The sequence below is a fragment of the Rhodovulum sp. FJ3 genome, assembly GCF_032918305.1.
Lineage (GTDB): Bacteria > Pseudomonadota > Alphaproteobacteria > Rhodobacterales > Rhodobacteraceae > SAT37.
The window spans coordinates 473,917-491,338 of record NZ_JAWJUU010000001.1; the positions used below are offsets into that span (position 1 = coordinate 473,917).

The following is a 17,422-nucleotide window of genomic DNA, read 5'->3' on the forward strand; positions in this document are numbered from 1 at the left end:
CCCACGGAGCACATGCGGTTACGGTTTTCCCGAAAATAGATTTCAGGAAAGCGAAAACATGTCCAACGCGCCGAATGTGTATGATGCTGAACCGATCCCCGCCGCCGCGCGTGCGGAAATCGAACGGCTGCTGAACTCGGGGGATTTGTTTCGTTATACCGCGCCGGAAAACGCGCCTGTGGCCCTGTTGGAACGCGAATTCGCCGAAATGATGGGCGCGAAATACGCCCTGTGCGTGGCGTCCTGTTCGGCGGCACTGTTCCTGTCGCTCAAGGCGCTGGACCTGCCACGTGGCGCACGCGTTTTGATCCCCGCGTTTACCTTTGGCGCGGTCCCATCCGCCATTGTCCATGCCGATTGTCAGCCGGTTCTGGTCGAGGTGGGCGACAATTACCGCATCGACATCAACGACTTCCGCGCCAAGTTGAACCAAGGGGCGGATGCGATCCTGATCAGCCATATGCGCGGGCATACCTCCGACATGGACGCGATTATGGCGCTGGCCGCGGAATACGACCTGCCCGTGGTTGAGGACGCGGCGCATTCCCTTGGGACCACGTGGCACGGGCGCAATATCGGCACGATTGGCAAGATCGGGTGCTTTTCGTTCCAGTCCTACAAGCTGATCAATGCGGGCGAAGGCGGGGTGATGATCACCGACGATCCCGACCTGATTGCGCGCGCCATCATCATGTCGGGCGCCTATGAACATAACTGGAAAAAGCACCCCGTCCTGCAGGACCATTTCGCGCGCTGGCAGAACAAGCTGCCCCTTTATAACACGCGGATGCAGAACCTGTCGGCGGCGGTGATCCGTCCGCAACTGGCCGAGGTGCCCCGCCGTGTCCGCGACGGGCGCGCGAACCACGACTATGTGGCCGAACGGTTGAACCGGTCCGCGTGGCTAGCGGTGCCGGACAAGTTGGACGCCGAAGAGCGCGCGCCGGATTCGATCCAATTCAATCTGGTGGGCCTGAACAGCGAGGACAGCGCCCGCGCCTTTCAGGACGCCGCCAATGCGCGCGGCATTTCGGTTCAGATTTTCGGCCTATCAACGGACAACGCGCGCGCCTATTGGAACTGGGAATTCATCGACGGGCCGGTGCCCGATCTGCCGCAGACAAAGGCGATGCTGATGCGGGCCTGTGACGTGCGCCTGCCCGCGCGCCTGACGCGCGAGGATCTGGATTACATCGTGGACGCACTGGTCGGGGCGGCGGAACAGGTGTTTGACGCCCCCCGCGCCTTTGGCACCTGATCAGGGCAAAACGCGCAGATCATCCGCCAACCACGGCGCGTCCCGCACCATCGGATCAACCACCCGTGCCTGCAACAGCGGGCGCAGACGTCCGGCCACCTGTTCGGGCAGCACCCCCAATACGCCCTTGCGCGCGGTCAGGGTGATCCGGCGCGACAAGGTCCCGAACGGCAGCGGCACCAGATCGACGGTTTCGGCACAGCTTGGCACGCTGTGACAGGCCAGCGCGCTAAGGATGGTCCAGCCGATCCCGCCCGCCACCATGCCCATGATGGCGTTATAGCTGTCCAATTCGAACCGGTGGGCCAAAGGCACCTGCGCGTGCTCCAGATGCTGGGCGATCTGGCGGCCCATATAGTGGCGCGATGTGTACTGGATCAGGGGCAGATCACCCAATGCGGCCAAGGTATCGCCCCCCGCCGCGACCGCGCCCTTGGGCACGGCGGCGATATAGGGGTCGTTGATCAACGGATGGACCTCAACCATGTCGCCATGGCGCACGGCGTCGAATTCCGCCGCGACCACAACGTCCAACGCACGGGTGTCCAAAAGGTCCAGCAACCGGTGGCTAGGCCCCGTTTCCAGAACGAATTTACACGCGCTATAGGCTTGTCCCAGATCAGACAGCAGATCGGGCGTGATGTGGCGATCGAAATCCTCAATCATGCCCAGACGGAAATCGGTCAGGGCGGTCAGGTCCTGTTGCGCGACCTCGGCTTGGGCCAATTGCGCCTGTGACAGGATGGTTTGCGCGCGCAGGCGGAACACCTGACCGGCGGGGGTGGCCTGAACGGGCCGTGTGCTGCGATCAATCAGGGCCACGCCAAGCGCGCCCTCTAGCGACGTGATCTGTTGGCTGACCGAGGAGATCGAGGCGCGCAGTCGCCGCGCCGCGCCCGACACGGACCCCTCATCAAGTGTGGCCAGAAACACCTCAATTCCCCACAGGGTAATGCGACCCGTATTCGGTGCCATGTCCGTTCCCTATCCTACCCCCTTTCACGCTAGGGCCATGACCGCGCGGGCGCAATATCGCGCGCTGCCGTCGATGTGCCAAAACCCGCCGGTCGCGGTAAACTTTGTGCCCAACGGCGCGTCAGAATGGCGGGCACCGATTGCGCCCGCCTGCGCGCAAGAGTAGCGTGAGGAAAACCGCGTTGACCAAGGATGACTGTGATGCGTGACGAGACCCCCAACAGCTGGGAAGCCCGCGCCGAAACCAATAGCTTTTACGGCTTTACCGACCTGCCCTCTGTGCATGAGCGCGGCACGGTCGTTCTGACCCATGGCGAAGGCCCTTATGTGTTCGACGTCCATGGCGGGCGCTATCTGGATGCGAACTCGGGCCTGTGGAACATGGTTGCGGGGTTCGATCACCCCGGCATGGCCGCCGCCGCCAAGGCGCAATACGACAAATTCCCCGGCTATCACGCCTTTTTCGGGCGGATGTCGGACCAGACCGTGATGCTGAGCGAAAAGCTGGTCGAGGTGTCGCCGTTTGAGCGCGGCAAGGTGTTCTACACCAACTCCGGCTCCGAGGCGAACGACACCATGGTGAAAATGCTGTGGTTCCTTGGCGCGGCCGAGGGTCACACAGAGAAACGCAAGATCCTGACGCGCAAGAACGGCTATCACGGGGTGACGGTCGTGTCGGCCTCAATGACCGGCAAACCCTATAACAGCGTGTTTGGCCTGCCCTTGGACGGGTTTATCCACCTGACCTGCCCGCATTATTGGCGCGAAGGTCAGGCCGGCGAAACCGAGGCCGAGTTCACCGCGCGTCTGGCCAAGGAGCTTGAGGATACCATCGCCGCCGAGGGCGCAGAGACCATCGCCGGTTTCTTTGCCGAGCCGGTCATGGGCGCGGGCGGTGTGATCCCGCCGTCTGACGGGTATTTCCAAGCCATCGCGCCGATCCTGAAAAAACACGGCATCCCATTGATCGCGGATGAGGTGATCTGTGGTTTCGGCCGGACCGGTGGCGTCTGGGGCTGTGAGACCTATGATTTCATGCCCGACGCGATCATCAGTTCGAAAAACCTGACCGCGGGTTATTTCCCGATGGGCGCGGTGATCCTTGGGCCGGAACTGTCCGACCGTCTACAGGCGGCCAGTGAGGCGATTGAGGAATTCCCGCACGGGTTCACCGCCTCGGGCCATCCGGTTGGCAGTGCGATTGCCCTTAAGGCGATTGATCTGATCCTGAACGGCGATGACGACAGCGGCCCGTTGATCGAGAACGTGCGCCGCATGACCCCCATCTTTGAGCAGCACATGGCCCGTCTGGGCGAGCATCCCCATATCGGTGAAATCCGTGGCAAGGGTCTGATGGGCGCGCTTGAGGCGGTTCAGGACAAGGCGACCAAAACCCCGTGGCCCGGCGATCTGTCGGTCAGCGAACGTATCGCCAACACATGCACCGATCACGGGTTGATCTGTCGTCCGCTGGGCCAGTCGATCGTGCTGTGCCCGCCGTTCATCATCACCGAATCCCAGATGGCCGAGATGTTCGAGAAACTGGAACGGGCCCTGACACAGGTGTTTGACGGTCTGACCGCCTGACACGGGCACCATCCACGCAATAAAAAACGGGCGTGTCTCCTCCAGCCGCGCCCGTTTTCAATTCTGGTGTAGCCTGATCAGGGCTTCATTTTCATCAGTTGCGCCTGAAGTTCGGCCAGCTGTTTCTTGATCGCGTTCAGGTCGTCGCCGCCCGCCTCTTCGCCTTCGGCAGCGGGACCCGAGCTTGCACCCGGCCAACCGCCCGACATGCCAGCAGTCATCGCCTGCATAAAGGCCTGCTGTTGTTTCTGCATCGCATCAAACCCCGGCATGGCCGACATCGGGTTCGGCATAGAGGCCATGTTTTCCATCATCTTGGACTGGCCGTCCTGCAGCATCTCAAAGCTCATCGCAAGAAACTGCGGCACGACGCTTTGGGCTTGGGTCGTATAGCTGCGCACCAGATCGGTCAGAACGTTGATCGGCAGGACGTTTTCGCCCCGGCTTTCGTGTTCGGCGACAATCTGTAGCAGATACTGGCGGGTCAGATCGTCCCCGCTCTTGAGGTCGACAATCTGGACCTCACGGCCATCGCGGATGAAACCGGCGATGTCCTCTAGTGTGACATAGTCACTTGTTTCCGTGTTATACAGCCTGCGGCTTGCATAGCGCTTGATCAGAAGCGGTTTCGCGTCGTCCGTCACAAGCTCCCCCCTTTTGCGGTTATCGTGCATGTGCAGAGAAGCTTAGGCAGCTTTTTCGCATATTGCAAAAAGAAAGGGCGGGCTTGCGCCCGCCCTCAGCGACCACATCGACCGGGAGGAGGAGAGTCGACGTGTAGTTCTAAGCCTGAAGCTTATTTCGAAGCAGCGGTTGCCTTTTTGGCAGCGGCGGTTGCTTCTTCAGTAGCTTTTTTGACAGCGGCGGTGGCGTCTTCCGAGAAGTCTTTGCCAGCAGCCAGCATCAGTTCAACGGTTTCCATCTGAACTTTTTTCGCGATCTCAGCGAAGGCAGCCATGTTTTCGGTGGCAGCTTCAGCCGAAGTCGAAGCGAAATCGGTTACAGCTTTGGAGTAATCAGCAGGGTCTGCTTTGACCTTGGTGACAGCGCCCAGCTGAGCGATGGTGTCTTTGGTCCATTTGCTGGCCAGCTCGGTCGATTTGTCAGCAGCTTCCAGAGCGACTTTCGACATTTTCTCGCCCATAGCGGCCGAGGTTTTGAAAGCGTCTTCGAAGGATTTGGTGTCAACCGAGAACGAAGCCATCATGTCTTGTACGGTTTTGTTAAAGTCAGTTGCGGTAGCCATTGTTCTATCTCCTTGGGGTTGGGGTCGCCCCGTTTCGTCGTCTGATAGAACATATACTTGCTGCACCGCAGCATTTCAAGTCTTTTTTGCTGCGGTGCAGAAAAATCCGGTTTTCCCTTATTTTTCTGGCTCTTCTTCGCCTTTTTCCGCCGGAAGCACGTATGTTCCGGGGGCTGGGCACAGGCTGGGGTGTGAAGAATCACCGGGCTGACGTGCCGGAACCTGCTTGCCCGATTGCTTGGACAACCACTCTCCCCAACGCGGCCACCACGAGCCCTGATGGAAATCGGCGCTCTCGCGCCACTCGTCGGGGCCGGACACCGACGACATATCGACGTCATTGGTATAATGACCGTACTTGCCCTTGGATGGCGGGTTGATGATCCCCGCGATATGGCCCGATTCCGACAGGATGAACGTCTTGCTCTTGCTGCCCATCTGCGCCACGCCACGGAAGCTGGACCGCCACGCGGCGATGTGGTCCGTCTCGCAGGCGATCGCGCACACGGGGATCGAGATGTCCGACAGTCTAGGCATTTCGCCACAGATTTCGAACTCGCCCTTGGCCAGCTTGTCCTCTTGGCAAAGACCGCGCAGATACTCGACCACCATCTTGGCCGGCAGGTTCGTCCCGTCCCCGTTCCAATAGAGCAGATCAAACGCGGGCGGCGATTCCCCCATCATGTAGCTGCGGATCGCGGGGCGATAGATCAGGTCGTTCGAGCGCAGGAAACTGAAGGTCCGCGACATAAAGAAGCTATCGAGATAGCCCTCGCGGTCGACCTCGCGCTCAATCCCCCCGACGAAATCCTCATCGAGGAAGACGCCCACCTCCCCCTGATCCGAGAAATCGGTCAGCGTCGTAAAGAAGGTCGCGGATTTGATCGAGGTGTCCTTGCGCTTTTTCATAAGGCCAAGCGTCAGGCTGAGCGTGGTGCCCGCAATACAGTAGCCGACCACGTTGACCTTTTTCTCGCCGGTGATCTTTTTCACCTCATCAACGGCAGTCAAATAGCCCTCGGTCACATATTCATCCATGCCCACATCCACATAGGACACGTCGGGATTGACCCAGCTGACCACGAACAGGGTAAAGCCCTGATCAACGATCCATTTGATCAAGGAATTCTTTTCCTTGAGGTCCATCACGTAGAACTTGTTGATCCACGGCGGGAAGATGATCAGAGGCGTCGCATGCACCGTTTCCGTCGTCGGCGTATATTGGATCAGCTCGAACATACGGTTGCGGAACACGACCTCACCAGGCGTGGTGGCGATGTTTTCGCCCACGGTGAACGCGTCCTTGTCGGCCAGCGTCACCAGAACCTCACCGCGGTTGGCCTCTATATCACGCACGAGGTTTTCCAGACCTTTGACAAGGCTCTCGCCCTCAGTCTCAACCGCGCGCTCCAAGGCCTCGGGGTTCGTGCCCAAGAAATTGGTCGGGGCCATCATGTCGACGATTTGCTTGGTGAAATATTCCAGCCGCTTGCGATCCCGCGGCTCTAGTCCCTCAACCTTGTCCACCGCGTCCTCGATGGCTTGGGAGGTCATCAGGTAATGTTGTTTAACGTAATTAAAGTAAGGATGGGTTTCCCAAAGCTCATTCTGAAAACGTGGATCTTTGGGGGTGCTATCCGGGGGAACTTCGAGTTTGCCAGAGGCTAATGCCTCTTGCGCCTCTAGGAAATGCTTGACCGTTTTTCCCCAATAGCTGACCTGCTGTTCGAAGACTTTTGAGGGGTTGTGCAGCCATTCATTCCAGTAGGCGGTGCTTGCTTTGACGAATAAATCTTGGCCGGGGCCCTGCAGATTCGGGTCAATCTGCCGTTTGTTAGAGAGAACTTTCACTAATCTCTCAGAAAGCTGTTCAACTTTCTGCAAATTTTCATTGAGACGTTCGACCTTAGCCGTATCCGGCACTTCTCCAGTTGTCACCTCTCCAAATCCTCCCTATCCTTTGCATTCGCAGCATTGAATAAACGGTAATACGGGATGGTCCGCCTGTAAACGGGCCGACGGGGGGGATCGGAGAATAGAATGAAAAATCTTGCCACATACGATCTGATGGAATCCATTCGGAACACCAATCAGTGGCTCGGCGCATCTGCACTGGCAATGGCGTCCTATCCCATCACGGGTATCGTCCCAAATCCGATGTTCAAAATGATGGCCGCTTGGGGCGAAGTGACCGAGCGCTCTTTCGCGCGCATGGTCGCCAAGCCCGACTGGAACATCTACACCGTCGTGGCCGAGGATGGCCGTGACCATATCGTCGATATCGAAACCGTGGTCGAACGCCCCTTTGGCGATCTGATCCATTTCAATGTCCGCGGACGTGAGCCGAAGAAACGCCGCGTCCTGCTGGTCGCGCCCATGTCGGGCCACTATGCGACCCTGCTGCGCTCGACTGTCGCCAGCCTGTTGCCCGATTGTGAGGTCTACATCACCGATTGGCACAACGCGCGCGACATTCCCGTTTCTGAGGGCAAGTTCGACATTGAGGACTATACCCTCTACCTCGTCGACTTCATGAAAGAGCTGGGCAGCGACATCAACGTCATCGCCGTGTGTCAGCCCGCGCCGCTGGCCCTTGCCGCGACCGCCTACCTCGCCGAAGAAGACCCCAAGGCCCAGCCGCGCACCCTGACCCTGATCGGGGGCCCGATTGATCCGGACGCTGCCGCGACCGACGTCACCGATTTCGGCAACCGCATCACCATGGGTCAGCTGGAGCAACTGGCGATCCAACGCGTCGGGTTCAAATACGCGGGCGTTGGCCGTCTTGTGTATCCGGGCCTATTGCAGCTGACCTCGTTCATGTCGATGAACATGGACCGCCACGCCAAGGCGTTCGGCGACCAGATCCTGCGCGCCGCCAAGGGTGAGGCCAGCGATCACGACAAGCACAACCGCTTTTACGACGAATATCTGGCCGTCATGGACATGACCGCCGAATTCTACCTGTCGACCGTGGATCGCGTGTTCAAAAACCTCGAAATCGCCCAAAACCGGTTCGTTGTGAACGGCAAAACGGTCGATATCGGCAAGATCACCGACGTTGCTGTGAAAACCGTCGAAGGCGAAGAGGATGACATCTCGGCGCCCGGTCAATGTGTGGCCGCGCTGGACCTGCTGACCGGTCTGTCGGACGACAAAAAGGCCAACCACCTTGAACCCGGTGCGGGTCACTACGGGATTTTCGCGGGCAAAAGCTGGCGCAACAACATCCGCCCGCTGGTTCTGGACTTTATCGATGCGAACTCGGACGGGCCCAAGGGCAACGTCACCAAGCTCAAGACCGCCTGATCACATCAGGCGCATCGGCATCGCCATAAATTCCTGTAACGCCCGGGTCACGCGCTCGGGCGTTTCCAATAGGGGCATATGCCCCGCCTCTTCGATCACCTCAAGACGCGCGTTCGGGATCAGTTCGGCCATGAATTGGTGACGGCGCGGGGACACGATCGTGTCTTTGGCCCCGCACAGAACCAGCGCGGGCAAACGCGACTGGCGCAGGACTTTTTGCTGATCAGGACGGCGTTGCAGCGCGCGGGTCTGGCGCACAAAGGTCTCAACGCCCAAGGACAGGCCCATCTGCACCAAGGCCTCTTGGACCTGATCCTGATAAGGCCCGTCGGCAAAAGCACTTAGCGGGTATTCCTCACGTAGGGCCGCGTCCAGTTGACCGGCCTGTGCCTTGACGATCCGCGGCTCACGCAGCGCAGCGTCCTGCGGGGATTCAAGCAGGGGCGAACACCCCATCAACGCAATCCGCGACACCCGTTCAGGGGCCTGTCGCAGCACATCCATCGCCACCAACGCCCCAAGACCCTGCCCCACCAAGGCAAGGTGGTTCGGCGCGCCCTCAAGCACCTTTTTCGCCATCGCAGGGATCGTGGTGTCCAGTGACAACGGGGCCAGATGGATGGCCTGTTCGGCGTTCAACGCCAAAATCTGATCGGAAAATACCCGCGCGTCGCACATGAACCCCGGTAGAAAAACAAGGGTTTCCACAGTGCTGCCCCCTGCGGGGCGCAAATGTCGCTCCGGCCTCATGATGCCCTGCCCGTATGTTTTGTTTTTATGGGCTCAGGGTAACAGCGGGCCGAAATTCGATCCATACTTTAGTTGGGGCCGTCCGCAATTCCCAACCCGCGCGCGTTTTTTACAACACCGCCCCGCGACAGCACGAATTGTTTGATTTGTGTGATTGAGGCGAGTCAAAGATCGTACAATTAGCCCTTGAATCTAGATGATTAAAAGAAGACGGACGCGAAAACCGCGCCCATCGAAAATCACCGAATTCTGTAGAATTTGTTCAAGCCACAGAGACGCGCGACAGCACCTTGGCCACGCTATGCGCGATCAGGGACAGGCAATCGGGCGTCGAAAACCGATGATCTGCGCCTTTGACCAGCGTCAGGCGAATATCATCGCCTTCGGCATGCTCCAACAGCCGCAGCGCCACGGATGTCGCGACCGCTTCATCCTCGGTACCTTGCACAAACCGGACCGGAAACGGCAGGGGCAGCGGGTCGCGCAGCACCAGATTGTTGCGCCCGTCCTCAATCAAACGGCGGGTGATGGTATAGGGGGTGTCATAGTCGCTGGGCAGTTCGACGCGGCCATCACGCATCAACGCCGCGCGCTGTGCCTCATCGAAACCGGCCCACATCGAATCCTCGGTGAAATCGGGGGCGGCGGCGATCCCGACCAGACCACAGACCCGTTCCGGCATCGCCCGCGCCGTCAGCAGGGAAATCCAGCCCCCCATGGAGGACCCGACCAGAACCTGCGGCCCCTCGGTCAGATGCGTCAGAACCTCGCGCGCGTCCTCGGCCCAATCGCCAATCGCGCCGTCCTCAAACGCCTCGGAACTTTCACCGTGGCCCGAATAATCGAACCGCAGAAACGCGCGACCCTGTTGTTTCGCCCAATCCTCAAGGAAGACCGCCTTGGTGCCCTGCATGTCCGACCGAAATCCACCCAGAAACACGATACCGGGGCCAGTGCCTTCGGTTTTGACATAGGCGATTTTGCGTCCTTGGGATGTGGTCAGATAGTCGGTCATGGGGGCCTCTTACGTTACGGGGCGACCTTATCCATCCCGCGCGCCCTTGCCAAAGCGAAATCCGCCGTCCTACATCAGGGGCACAAAATCGGAGGACCCCCATATGACCGGACCACGCTATACCCCGTTGGTGCAATCGCTGCCTGCGTCTGTGCCGTTTGTGGGCCCCGAAACCCAAGAGCGCGCTCGTGGCCACGCCTTTCGTGCCCGCCTAGGGGCCAATGAGAACGTGTTCGGCCCCTCGCCCAAAGCGATTGCCGCGATGCAGGGCGCGGCGGGCGAGGTCTGGAAATACGGCGACGCACAGAACTATGACCTGCGCGCGGCGATTGCGGCGGACCTGAACATCGGGATGGAAAACATCACCATCGGCGGCGGGATTGACGGGCTGCTGGGATCACTTGTGCGGCTGCTGATCGAACCGGGTGATGCGATTGTCACCTCCGCGGGGGCCTATCCGACGTTCAACTATCATGTGACGGGCTATGGCGGGGTGCTGCACATGGTGCCCTATCGCGAGGATTGCGAGGACCCCGAGGCCTTGATCGCCAAGGCGGCCGAGGTTGACGCGAAACTGATTTATATCGCCAATCCCGACAACCCGATGGGCACCTGCCACGACAGCGCACGGATTCAGGCGATGATTGACGCGGTGCCGGATGGGGCGCTGTTGATCCTTGATGAGGCCTATGTCGAATTCGCGCCCTTGGGCACGGCGCCCGCGCTGGACATCACCGACCGGCGCGTCATCAGAATGCGCACCTTTTCCAAGGCTTATGGCATGGCGGGCGCGCGGATGGGCTATGCCATCGGGCATAGCGACCTGATTACCGCCTTTGACAAGGTGCGCGATCATTTCGGCATCAACCGCATTGCACAGGCCGGTGCGTTGGCCGCGTGGCAGGATCGCGACTGGCTGCAAACCACGGTCGATAATGTCACCCGCGCGCGGGGCATCATCGCGGAGATCGCCACCGAAAACGGTCTGACCACCCTGCCCTCGGCCACGAATTTTGTGACGATTGATTGCGGCGCGGACGGGGATTTTGCGCGCGCGACGCTGGCGGCACTTGTCGAGCGGGATGTGTTCGTGCGCATGCCCTTTGTCGCGCCACAGGACCGGTGCATCCGCGTGTCTTGCGGCACGGATGAGATGTTGGAGGTTTTGCGCAAGGAATTGCCAAACGCCCTAGCCGAGGCGCGGCGCACCCAAAAGTGACTGTTCAAACGGGATTCTGACGCTAATCTTTTCGTTATGGGAGGGCCCTAGCGAGAGAGAGACCCGTGAAAGAAGCCCCGAACTACACCAACGCCTTTCTGGTAATGGCGTTCGTCAATCTGGTCACCGCCCTGATCATTATCTGGGCCGCTTATGGTTATCTGGCCGCGCTGCTGACCTGCACTGGGATTTATACGGCCCTGCAGATGTGGCAGGATCGTCACCGCCCTCAGGCCTGAGCGATCACCGCCGCCGCCGCGTCCAACGCCCCGTCACCATAGGGGATTTTCAGCGCGCTCATCCCTGCCTGAATACAGCCAAGCACGCCCATGATCATATGCGCGTTGACGTGGCCCATGTGACCGATGCGGAAAATCCCGTGCCATGCCGGATCACCAGGATCGGCCAGCCCCATACTGATCCCCAAGGTAATCCCCGCCTTGTCCGACACCCAATCGCGCAGCGCCGTAGCGTTCGGGCTCTGCATCCGGATCGTCGTCACCGCGTGTGAGCGCAGGTGACGCGGCGCGATGTTGCAGGCAATCTCGCCCCCCGTGCCCCATGCATCCACCGCCGCCCAGATCGTTTCGGCCAGTTTCGCGTGCCGCGCCCAGACGTTTTCCAGACCCTCTTCGTGCACGATCATGTTCAGCGCCTCGCGCAGCCCGAACAGGTGGTGCGTCGGGGGCGTGCCACCGAAATAGCGATAGAAATTCTCGGGGAAGGCACGCGGGGTCCAGTCCCAGTTCGGGCTGACCCGCTCTAACCCCTTGCGGGCCTCATGCGCCTTGTCGTTGAAATAGACAAACCCCATGCCTGCGGGCGTCATGAGGCCCTTTTGGCTGGCCGCGATGGCAACATCCGCGCCCCAGTTCTGCATCTCGAACCGATCACACCCCATGGAGGCCACGCAATCCACCATGAACAACGCGGGATGGTTCACCCCGTCAATCGCCGCACGGATGGCGGGCACATCATTGCGTATGCTGGTCGCCGTATCGACGTGGACCATCAAAACCGCCTTGATCTCATGCGCCGTGTCCGCGCGCAGATGATCGGCCACGCGGTCCGGATCAATCGTGTCCTGCAAGCCAAAGTTCAACAGATCGACATTGATCCCCATGGCGCGCGCGGTGTTGGCCCACCATTCGCCAAAGGTCCCCGTGGCCAGCACCAGAACACGCTCTCCGGGTGCGACGGTGTTGGCCAGTGCCGCCTCCCACGTGCCGTGCCCGTTGGTGATATAGATCGCCACATGACCATCGGGCAGGCAGGCCACGCTGCGCAGGTCCTTGACCAGATCGCCCATCATATCGACCAGTTCCCCGTAATAGATGTTCGGGGACGGCTGATGCATCGCCTGCAGCACACGATCAGGCATGACCGAAGGACCAGGAATGGCCAGATAGGGGCGACCGTTATGCAGGGACATGGGAACCTCGTCATATGTGGTGAATCCCAGTTAAGTGCAGAACCCCAACAGGTCAATCGCACCCGTTCACGGTTCTGGGTCCGCACTTGAAACAACGGGGGGTTTCGGTCTATGTCCAGCAAGCTTGGCCATATTCTGGCTTAACAAAAGGCATTCCGCGTGCGCCAAACCCCCAGCCCGAAAACCAAAGCCCCGTCCGCGCCCCTGTTGCGTCGGTTCTGGCGTGACTATCTGGTGCATTATCGCGGCTGGATGATCCTATCCCTATGTCTGATGGCGATTGAGGGCAGCACGCTTGGCGCGCTCAGCTATTTGCTTAAACCGCTGTTTGATCAGGTGTTTGTCGCCGGAAATGCAGGCGCGATCTGGTGGGTCGGTCTGGGGATTTTCTCGCTGTTTATCATCCGCGCGGTGACTTCGGTTTGCTATCGCACGGTGCTGGCGCGCATCTCGCAAAAATCATCGTCCCAGATGCAGATCGACCTGTTGCGTCACCTGCTGGGCTTAGAGTCGGGGTTCTATCAGGCCAACCCGCCCGGTGCCCTGATCGAACGCGTCCAAGGCGACACGATGGCGGTTCAAAACGTCTGGTCGGCCATTATCACCGGTGCAGGGCGCGATATTGTCGCCCTGATCGCGCTGTTTTCGGTGGCGGTGACGATGGCCCCGAAATGGACGTTTCTGGCCCTGATCGGCATTCCGTTGCTGGTGGTACCGACCGCAATGGCGCAACGTTATATCCGGCGCAAGACCAAGCATATGCGCGAACAATCCGGCGACCGCGCCACCCGTCTGGACGAGGTGTTCCACGGCATCAGCGCGGTCAAACTGAACCGGATGGAGGCCTATCAGATGGGCCGCTATCAGGGCATCGTTAAACGGATCGTGCGCGCCGAAATCAAGCTTATGGCGATCCGCAGCACCATCCCCGCAATGATCGACATCGTCACCGGTTTGGGCTTTTTCCTTGTGCTGTTGGTGGGGGGGCGCGACATCATCGCGGGCGACAAGACCGTTGGCGAATTCATGAGCTTTTTCAGCGCGATGTCGCTGGCCTTTCAACCGATGCGCCGTTTGGGCAACCTGACGGGTGTCTGGCAAACCGCGGCGGCGAACCTGACGCGAATTTATGAGTTGCTGGACCGTCCCGCCGCAATCACCAGCCCCGGAAAACCCGCCGACATGCCCGAGGCGCGAACGGCCGATCTGGCCCTGAGTGACGTGCATCTGTCCTATGGTGACACCAAGGTTCTGAACGGTCTGACCCTGACCGCCAAGGCCGGTCAGATGACCGCGTTGGTCGGACCTTCGGGCGCGGGGAAGTCCACGGTGTTTCACCTGTTGACCCGCCTGATCGACCCCGATCAGGGCGCGGTGACCCTTGGCGGCGTGCCGGTCACCGACCTGTCCCTGCCCGATTTGCGCAGCGCGTTTTCGTCGGTGTCCCAAGACGCGTTGCTGTTTGATGAAACGCTGCGCGAAAACATCCTGCTGGGCCGCGAAGATGTGGATGAGGCGCATCTGGAGCAGGTGCTGCAGGTCGCGCATGTGGCGGACTTTCTGCCCCAACTGGCCGATGGCCTGAACAGTCCCGCCGGTCCGCGCGGGTCGAACCTGTCCGGAGGCCAGCGTCAGCGCGTCGCGATTGCGCGTGCCCTATTGCGCGATGCGCCGATCCTGTTGCTGGATGAGGCAACCAGCGCCCTTGACGCCCAGTCCGAGCGCGCCGTCCAAACCGCCCTCGACACCCTCAGCCGTGGGCGCACCTCCATCGTCATCGCGCACCGCCTGTCGACCATCCGTGACGCCGATCAGATCATCGTGCTGGATCAGGGTCGCGTCGTTGAACAGGGCACCCATGATGACCTGCTGGCGCAAAACGGGGCCTATTCGAACCTGTTCAAATTGCAATTCGGCGGGGACGCGTAACCTTGCGCGGGGCGAAAACGGCCCCACATCGTGATGCGTACCGCCCAAATCCGACTGGACCCATGACCGAGACCCTGCCGCCCCTGCCCCGCACCGTTCTGGAACTCACCGGCGCCGACCGCGTGACCTTTTTGCAGGGGCTGATCAGCAACGACATTTCCGATCTGGACGGGCGTCTGGTCTATGCCGCGCTCTTGTCGCCGCAGGGCAAATATCTGGCCGATTTTTTCCTGACCGCGCGGGGCGATGCGATCCTGATGGATTTGCACCGCGATCTGGCCCCCAAGATTGCCCAGCGTCTGAGCATGTACAAACTGCGCGCGGATGTGGCGATTGCGGCCACCGATCTGGCGGTCGGTTGGGGCACGGGCGATGCACCTGACGGAGCATTGGACGATCCGCGCGATGCGGCGATGGGCTGGCGTCACTATGCGGTCACGCCGGTGGTTGCCGGTACGCCTGCGGAGTATGACGCCCTGCGCGTCGCCCATGTGGTGCCCGACACCTTGGTCGAGCTGATCCCCGATCAATCCTACATCCTTGAGATGGGGTTTGAACGTCTGCACGGCGTTGATTTCAAGAAGGGATGTTATGTCGGCCAAGAGGTCACCGCGCGGATGAAGCATAAGACCGAATTGCGCAAAGGTCTGGTACAGGTCGAAATCGACGGCGCGGCCCCCGTCGGCACCCCGATCATGGCGGGCGAGAAAGAGGTCGGAACGCTGTTCACGCAATCGGGTGACCGCGCGCTGGCCTACCTGCGGTTTGACCGTGCGGGCGGCGACATGGTGGCGGGCGGCGCGACGGTGCGCTGGACCGCCTGAGGTACAGACGCGAAAATCCACCGACCTGATCGCGCCTGCCTTGCCCCCTGACCCGAACGGGCGATACAGTCACGGCACCCAACCGGATTCCACGTCGATGATGAAACCCCTATTCACCGCCTGCCTGATCGTTTTGACAGGCTGCACCGATTTTCCCGACGTGGATAGCCGTCTGGCCACCTCGGCGGACGGGGCGGCGTTTCCGACCCTCGTGCCGATCGACGCCATCCTCTATGGCGGGGATTCGCCGCGCTTGGGCGAGGATGACGCCGAGAACCTGTTGAACCGCGTCGCGAACCTGCGGGCCAAGGCGCGCCGCCTGCAAACCACGGTTCTGACTGGTGCCGAACGCACACAGCTGCTTGAGGCGGTGAAACGACACGGCACCTGAACGTCCTGTCACGTTGCAAGCCGCGCCTCAACGCGCTAAAGCCCAGCCGATAATTCGATCGAGCGGAGAACCTCCAGATGTCCACCCCCCTGCGCCTTGGCATTGCCGGGCTTGGCACCGTCGGTATCGGCGTCGTCAAAATCATTCAGTCGCACGCCGACCTGTTGACCCTGCGCGCGGGACGCCCGATCACCATCTCTGCCGTCTCCGCCCGCAGCCGCCGCGACCGTGGGGTCGATCTGGACGGCTATGCGTGGGAAGACGATCCCGTCGCCTTGGCCAAACGTGACGATGTCGACGTGTTCGTCGAACTGATGGGCGGCAGTGACGGCCCCGCCAAAGCCGCGACCGAGGCCGCGATTGCCGCAGGCAAGGATGTCGTGACCGCGAACAAGGCGATGCTGGCCCTACATGGCAACGAGCTTGCCCAGAGCGCCGAAGACGCCGGTCGCGCCATCCGGTTCGAGGCCGCCGTCGCCGGTGGCATCCCCGTGGTCAAGGCCCTGACCGAGGGCCTGGCCGGCAACGAGATCAAGCGCGTCATCGGCGTGATGAACGGCACCTGTAACTACATCCTGACGCGGATGGAGACCTCGGGCTTGCCCTATGACGATATTTTCGCCGAGGCAAACGATCTGGGCTATCTTGAGGCCGACCCGACGCTGGACGTGGGCGGGATTGATGCGGGGCACAAGCTGTCGCTGTTGTCCTCGATTGCTTTTGGCACGCGCGTCGCCTTTGACGACGTCGAACTGCAAGGCATCGAACGCATCAGCATCGACGACATCCGCCACGCGTCCGATATGGGCTTCAAGATCAAGCTGCTGGGCGTGGCCCAGATGACCGGTCGCGGTCTGGAACAGCGCATGACCCCCTGTCTGGTCCCCGCGACCAGCCCCCTTGGCCAGCTGGACGGCGGCACGAACATGGTTGTCCTAGAGGGCGACAGCGTGGGTCAGATCGTCCTGCGCGGTGCGGGTGCGGGCGAAGGTCCGACCGCCAGCGCGGTGATGGGCGATGTGATCGACCTTGCCCGTGGCCTGCGGATTTCGACCTTTGGTCAGCCCGCCGCGTCCCTGCAACCGGCCCCCGCCGCCAAGGCCACCGCCGCCGCACCTTATTACCTGCGCGTTGTGCTGCAGGACAAACCGGGGGCATTGGCCAAGATCGCGACGGTTCTGTCGAACTCGGGCGTGTCGGTTGACCGGATGCGTCAGTACGGCCACGCCGACACCACCGCGCCGGTTCTGATCGTGACGCATAAAACCACGCAGGATGCACTGGATCACGCGATCTCTGGCTTTGCTGAAACCGGTGTGGTTGTAGGCGAACCCGTCGCCATCCGTATCGAGAACGTTTGATCGGCCCGAAAACCGATTCTGCCCCTGACTCTTGTCGCTAACACCGCGCCGCGTCGGGGGCGGCGGCTTGTCTCATGCCTGTTGCACGGGATAGATAGAACGAAGTGACTTTATAAATGACTGGAC

Annotated in this window: 16 protein-coding genes; 9 read left to right on the top strand and 7 right to left on the bottom strand. The window is 60.7% G+C overall.

All coding sequences use genetic code 11. The features are described from left to right. Positions 1-58: 58 nt before the first annotated feature. Positions 59-1,258 carry a DegT/DnrJ/EryC1/StrS family aminotransferase gene (locus R1W00_RS02315; RefSeq protein ID WP_317261100.1) on the top strand — a complete coding sequence of 400 codons (1,200 nt, stop codon included), beginning with the start codon at positions 59-61 and terminating at the stop codon, positions 1,256-1,258. Here the strand turns inward: R1W00_RS02315 and R1W00_RS02320 are convergent, their stop codons facing one another. Continuing rightward, positions 1,259-2,233 (bottom strand): LysR family transcriptional regulator, encoded by a 975-nt coding sequence (locus tag R1W00_RS02320; RefSeq protein WP_317261101.1) that lies wholly within the window; start codon positions 2,231-2,233, stop codon positions 1,259-1,261. A gap of 201 nt (positions 2,234-2,434) precedes the next feature. Here R1W00_RS02320 and R1W00_RS02325 point away from each other — a divergent pair, with 201 nt between their 5' ends. Continuing rightward, positions 2,435-3,820, top strand: coding sequence for an aminotransferase (locus R1W00_RS02325; protein WP_317261102.1), 1,386 nt, complete (start codon positions 2,435-2,437; stop codon positions 3,818-3,820). Positions 3,821-3,897: 77 nt separating this feature from the next. Here the strand turns inward: R1W00_RS02325 and phaR are convergent, their stop codons facing one another. The 3 genes from phaR to R1W00_RS02340 form a co-directional block, all read right to left on the bottom strand. After that, positions 3,898-4,464 (bottom strand): polyhydroxyalkanoate synthesis repressor PhaR, encoded by a 567-nt coding sequence (gene phaR / locus R1W00_RS02330; protein WP_317261103.1) that lies wholly within the window; start codon positions 4,462-4,464, stop codon positions 3,898-3,900. Between the two features lie 152 nt (positions 4,465-4,616). Continuing rightward, positions 4,617-5,066 carry a phasin family protein gene (locus R1W00_RS02335; RefSeq protein WP_317261104.1) on the bottom strand — a complete coding sequence of 150 codons (450 nt, stop codon included), beginning with the start codon at positions 5,064-5,066 and terminating at the stop codon, positions 4,617-4,619. Between the two features lie 117 nt (positions 5,067-5,183). Further along, positions 5,184-7,004 (bottom strand): class I poly(R)-hydroxyalkanoic acid synthase, encoded by a 1,821-nt coding sequence (locus tag R1W00_RS02340; RefSeq protein WP_317261105.1) that lies wholly within the window; start codon positions 7,002-7,004, stop codon positions 5,184-5,186. Between the two features lie 102 nt (positions 7,005-7,106). Between R1W00_RS02340 and phaZ the strand changes: the two genes are divergently transcribed. Then, the gene (gene phaZ, locus R1W00_RS02345; protein WP_317261106.1) at positions 7,107-8,375 is read left to right on the top strand and encodes a polyhydroxyalkanoate depolymerase; all 1,269 of its coding nucleotides are present in this window, start codon (positions 7,107-7,109) and stop codon (positions 8,373-8,375) included. Here phaZ and R1W00_RS02350 read toward each other — a convergent pair whose 3' ends face one another. Further along, positions 8,376-9,083: an alpha/beta hydrolase gene (locus R1W00_RS02350; RefSeq protein WP_317261107.1), complete on the bottom strand. Its 708-nt coding sequence runs from the start codon at positions 9,081-9,083 to the stop codon at positions 8,376-8,378. Positions 9,084-9,387: 304 nt separating this feature from the next. Next, positions 9,388-10,140: an alpha/beta hydrolase gene (locus tag R1W00_RS02355; protein ID WP_317261108.1), complete on the bottom strand. Its 753-nt coding sequence runs from the start codon at positions 10,138-10,140 to the stop codon at positions 9,388-9,390. 103 nt (positions 10,141-10,243) lie between these two features. Here R1W00_RS02355 and R1W00_RS02360 point away from each other — a divergent pair, with 103 nt between their 5' ends. Further along, a complete protein-coding gene (locus tag R1W00_RS02360) occupies positions 10,244-11,359 on the top strand; it encodes a pyridoxal phosphate-dependent aminotransferase (RefSeq protein WP_317261109.1) in 1,116 nt (371 codons plus the stop codon). A 65-nt stretch (positions 11,360-11,424) separates the two neighbouring features. Further along, positions 11,425-11,598: a hypothetical protein gene (locus R1W00_RS02365; protein ID WP_317261110.1), complete on the top strand. Its 174-nt coding sequence runs from the start codon at positions 11,425-11,427 to the stop codon at positions 11,596-11,598. On the opposite strand, the gene R1W00_RS02370 is transcribed toward R1W00_RS02365, so the two are convergent. Beyond that, the gene (locus R1W00_RS02370) at positions 11,589-12,791 is read right to left on the bottom strand and encodes a pyridoxal-phosphate-dependent aminotransferase family protein (RefSeq protein ID WP_317261111.1); all 1,203 of its coding nucleotides are present in this window, start codon (positions 12,789-12,791) and stop codon (positions 11,589-11,591) included. The genes R1W00_RS02365 and R1W00_RS02370 overlap by 10 nt on opposite strands. Positions 12,792-13,043: 252 nt before the next feature. Here R1W00_RS02370 and R1W00_RS02375 point away from each other — a divergent pair, with 252 nt between their 5' ends. The 4 genes from R1W00_RS02375 to R1W00_RS02390 all read left to right on the top strand — a co-directional run bounded on the left by R1W00_RS02375 (position 13,044) and on the right by R1W00_RS02390 (position 17,296). Beyond that, positions 13,044-14,720 (top strand): ABC transporter ATP-binding protein, encoded by a 1,677-nt coding sequence (locus tag R1W00_RS02375; RefSeq protein ID WP_410901521.1) that lies wholly within the window; start codon positions 13,044-13,046, stop codon positions 14,718-14,720. Positions 14,721-14,782: 62 nt separating this feature from the next. After that, entirely contained in the window at positions 14,783-15,544 is a 762-nt protein-coding gene (locus R1W00_RS02380) for a folate-binding protein (RefSeq protein ID WP_317261113.1), read from the top strand. Between the two features lie 97 nt (positions 15,545-15,641). Further along, positions 15,642-15,935 (top strand): hypothetical protein, encoded by a 294-nt coding sequence (locus R1W00_RS02385; RefSeq protein ID WP_317261114.1) that lies wholly within the window; start codon positions 15,642-15,644, stop codon positions 15,933-15,935. 77 nt (positions 15,936-16,012) lie between these two features. Further along, the gene (locus tag R1W00_RS02390; RefSeq protein ID WP_317261115.1) at positions 16,013-17,296 is read left to right on the top strand and encodes a homoserine dehydrogenase; all 1,284 of its coding nucleotides are present in this window, start codon (positions 16,013-16,015) and stop codon (positions 17,294-17,296) included. Positions 17,297-17,422 lie beyond the last annotated feature (126 nt).

Excerpts from the sequence above, each read along its gene's own strand:
- R1W00_RS02360 (WP_317261109.1), top strand. The coding sequence starts at position 10,244 with ATGACCGGACCACGCTATACCCCGTTGGTGCAATCGCTGCCTGCGTCT.
- R1W00_RS02385 (WP_317261114.1), top strand. The coding sequence starts at position 15,642 with ATGATGAAACCCCTATTCACCGCCTGCCTGATCGTTTTGACAGGCTGC.
- R1W00_RS02320 (WP_317261101.1), bottom strand. The coding sequence starts at position 2,233 with ATGGCACCGAATACGGGTCGCATTACCCTGTGGGGAATTGAGGTGTTT.
- R1W00_RS02370 (WP_317261111.1), bottom strand. The coding sequence starts at position 12,791 with ATGTCCCTGCATAACGGTCGCCCCTATCTGGCCATTCCTGGTCCTTCG.
- R1W00_RS02355 (WP_317261108.1), bottom strand. The coding sequence starts at position 10,140 with ATGACCGACTATCTGACCACATCCCAAGGACGCAAAATCGCCTATGTC.
- R1W00_RS02380 (WP_317261113.1), top strand. The coding sequence starts at position 14,783 with ATGACCGAGACCCTGCCGCCCCTGCCCCGCACCGTTCTGGAACTCACC.
- R1W00_RS02390 (WP_317261115.1), top strand. The coding sequence starts at position 16,013 with ATGTCCACCCCCCTGCGCCTTGGCATTGCCGGGCTTGGCACCGTCGGT.
- R1W00_RS02375 (WP_410901521.1), top strand. The coding sequence starts at position 13,044 with ATGATCCTATCCCTATGTCTGATGGCGATTGAGGGCAGCACGCTTGGC.
- R1W00_RS02335 (WP_317261104.1), bottom strand. The coding sequence starts at position 5,066 with ATGGCTACCGCAACTGACTTTAACAAAACCGTACAAGACATGATGGCT.
- R1W00_RS02325 (WP_317261102.1), top strand. The coding sequence starts at position 2,435 with ATGCGTGACGAGACCCCCAACAGCTGGGAAGCCCGCGCCGAAACCAAT.
- R1W00_RS02315 (WP_317261100.1), top strand. The coding sequence starts at position 59 with ATGTCCAACGCGCCGAATGTGTATGATGCTGAACCGATCCCCGCCGCC.
- phaZ (WP_317261106.1), top strand. The coding sequence starts at position 7,107 with ATGAAAAATCTTGCCACATACGATCTGATGGAATCCATTCGGAACACC.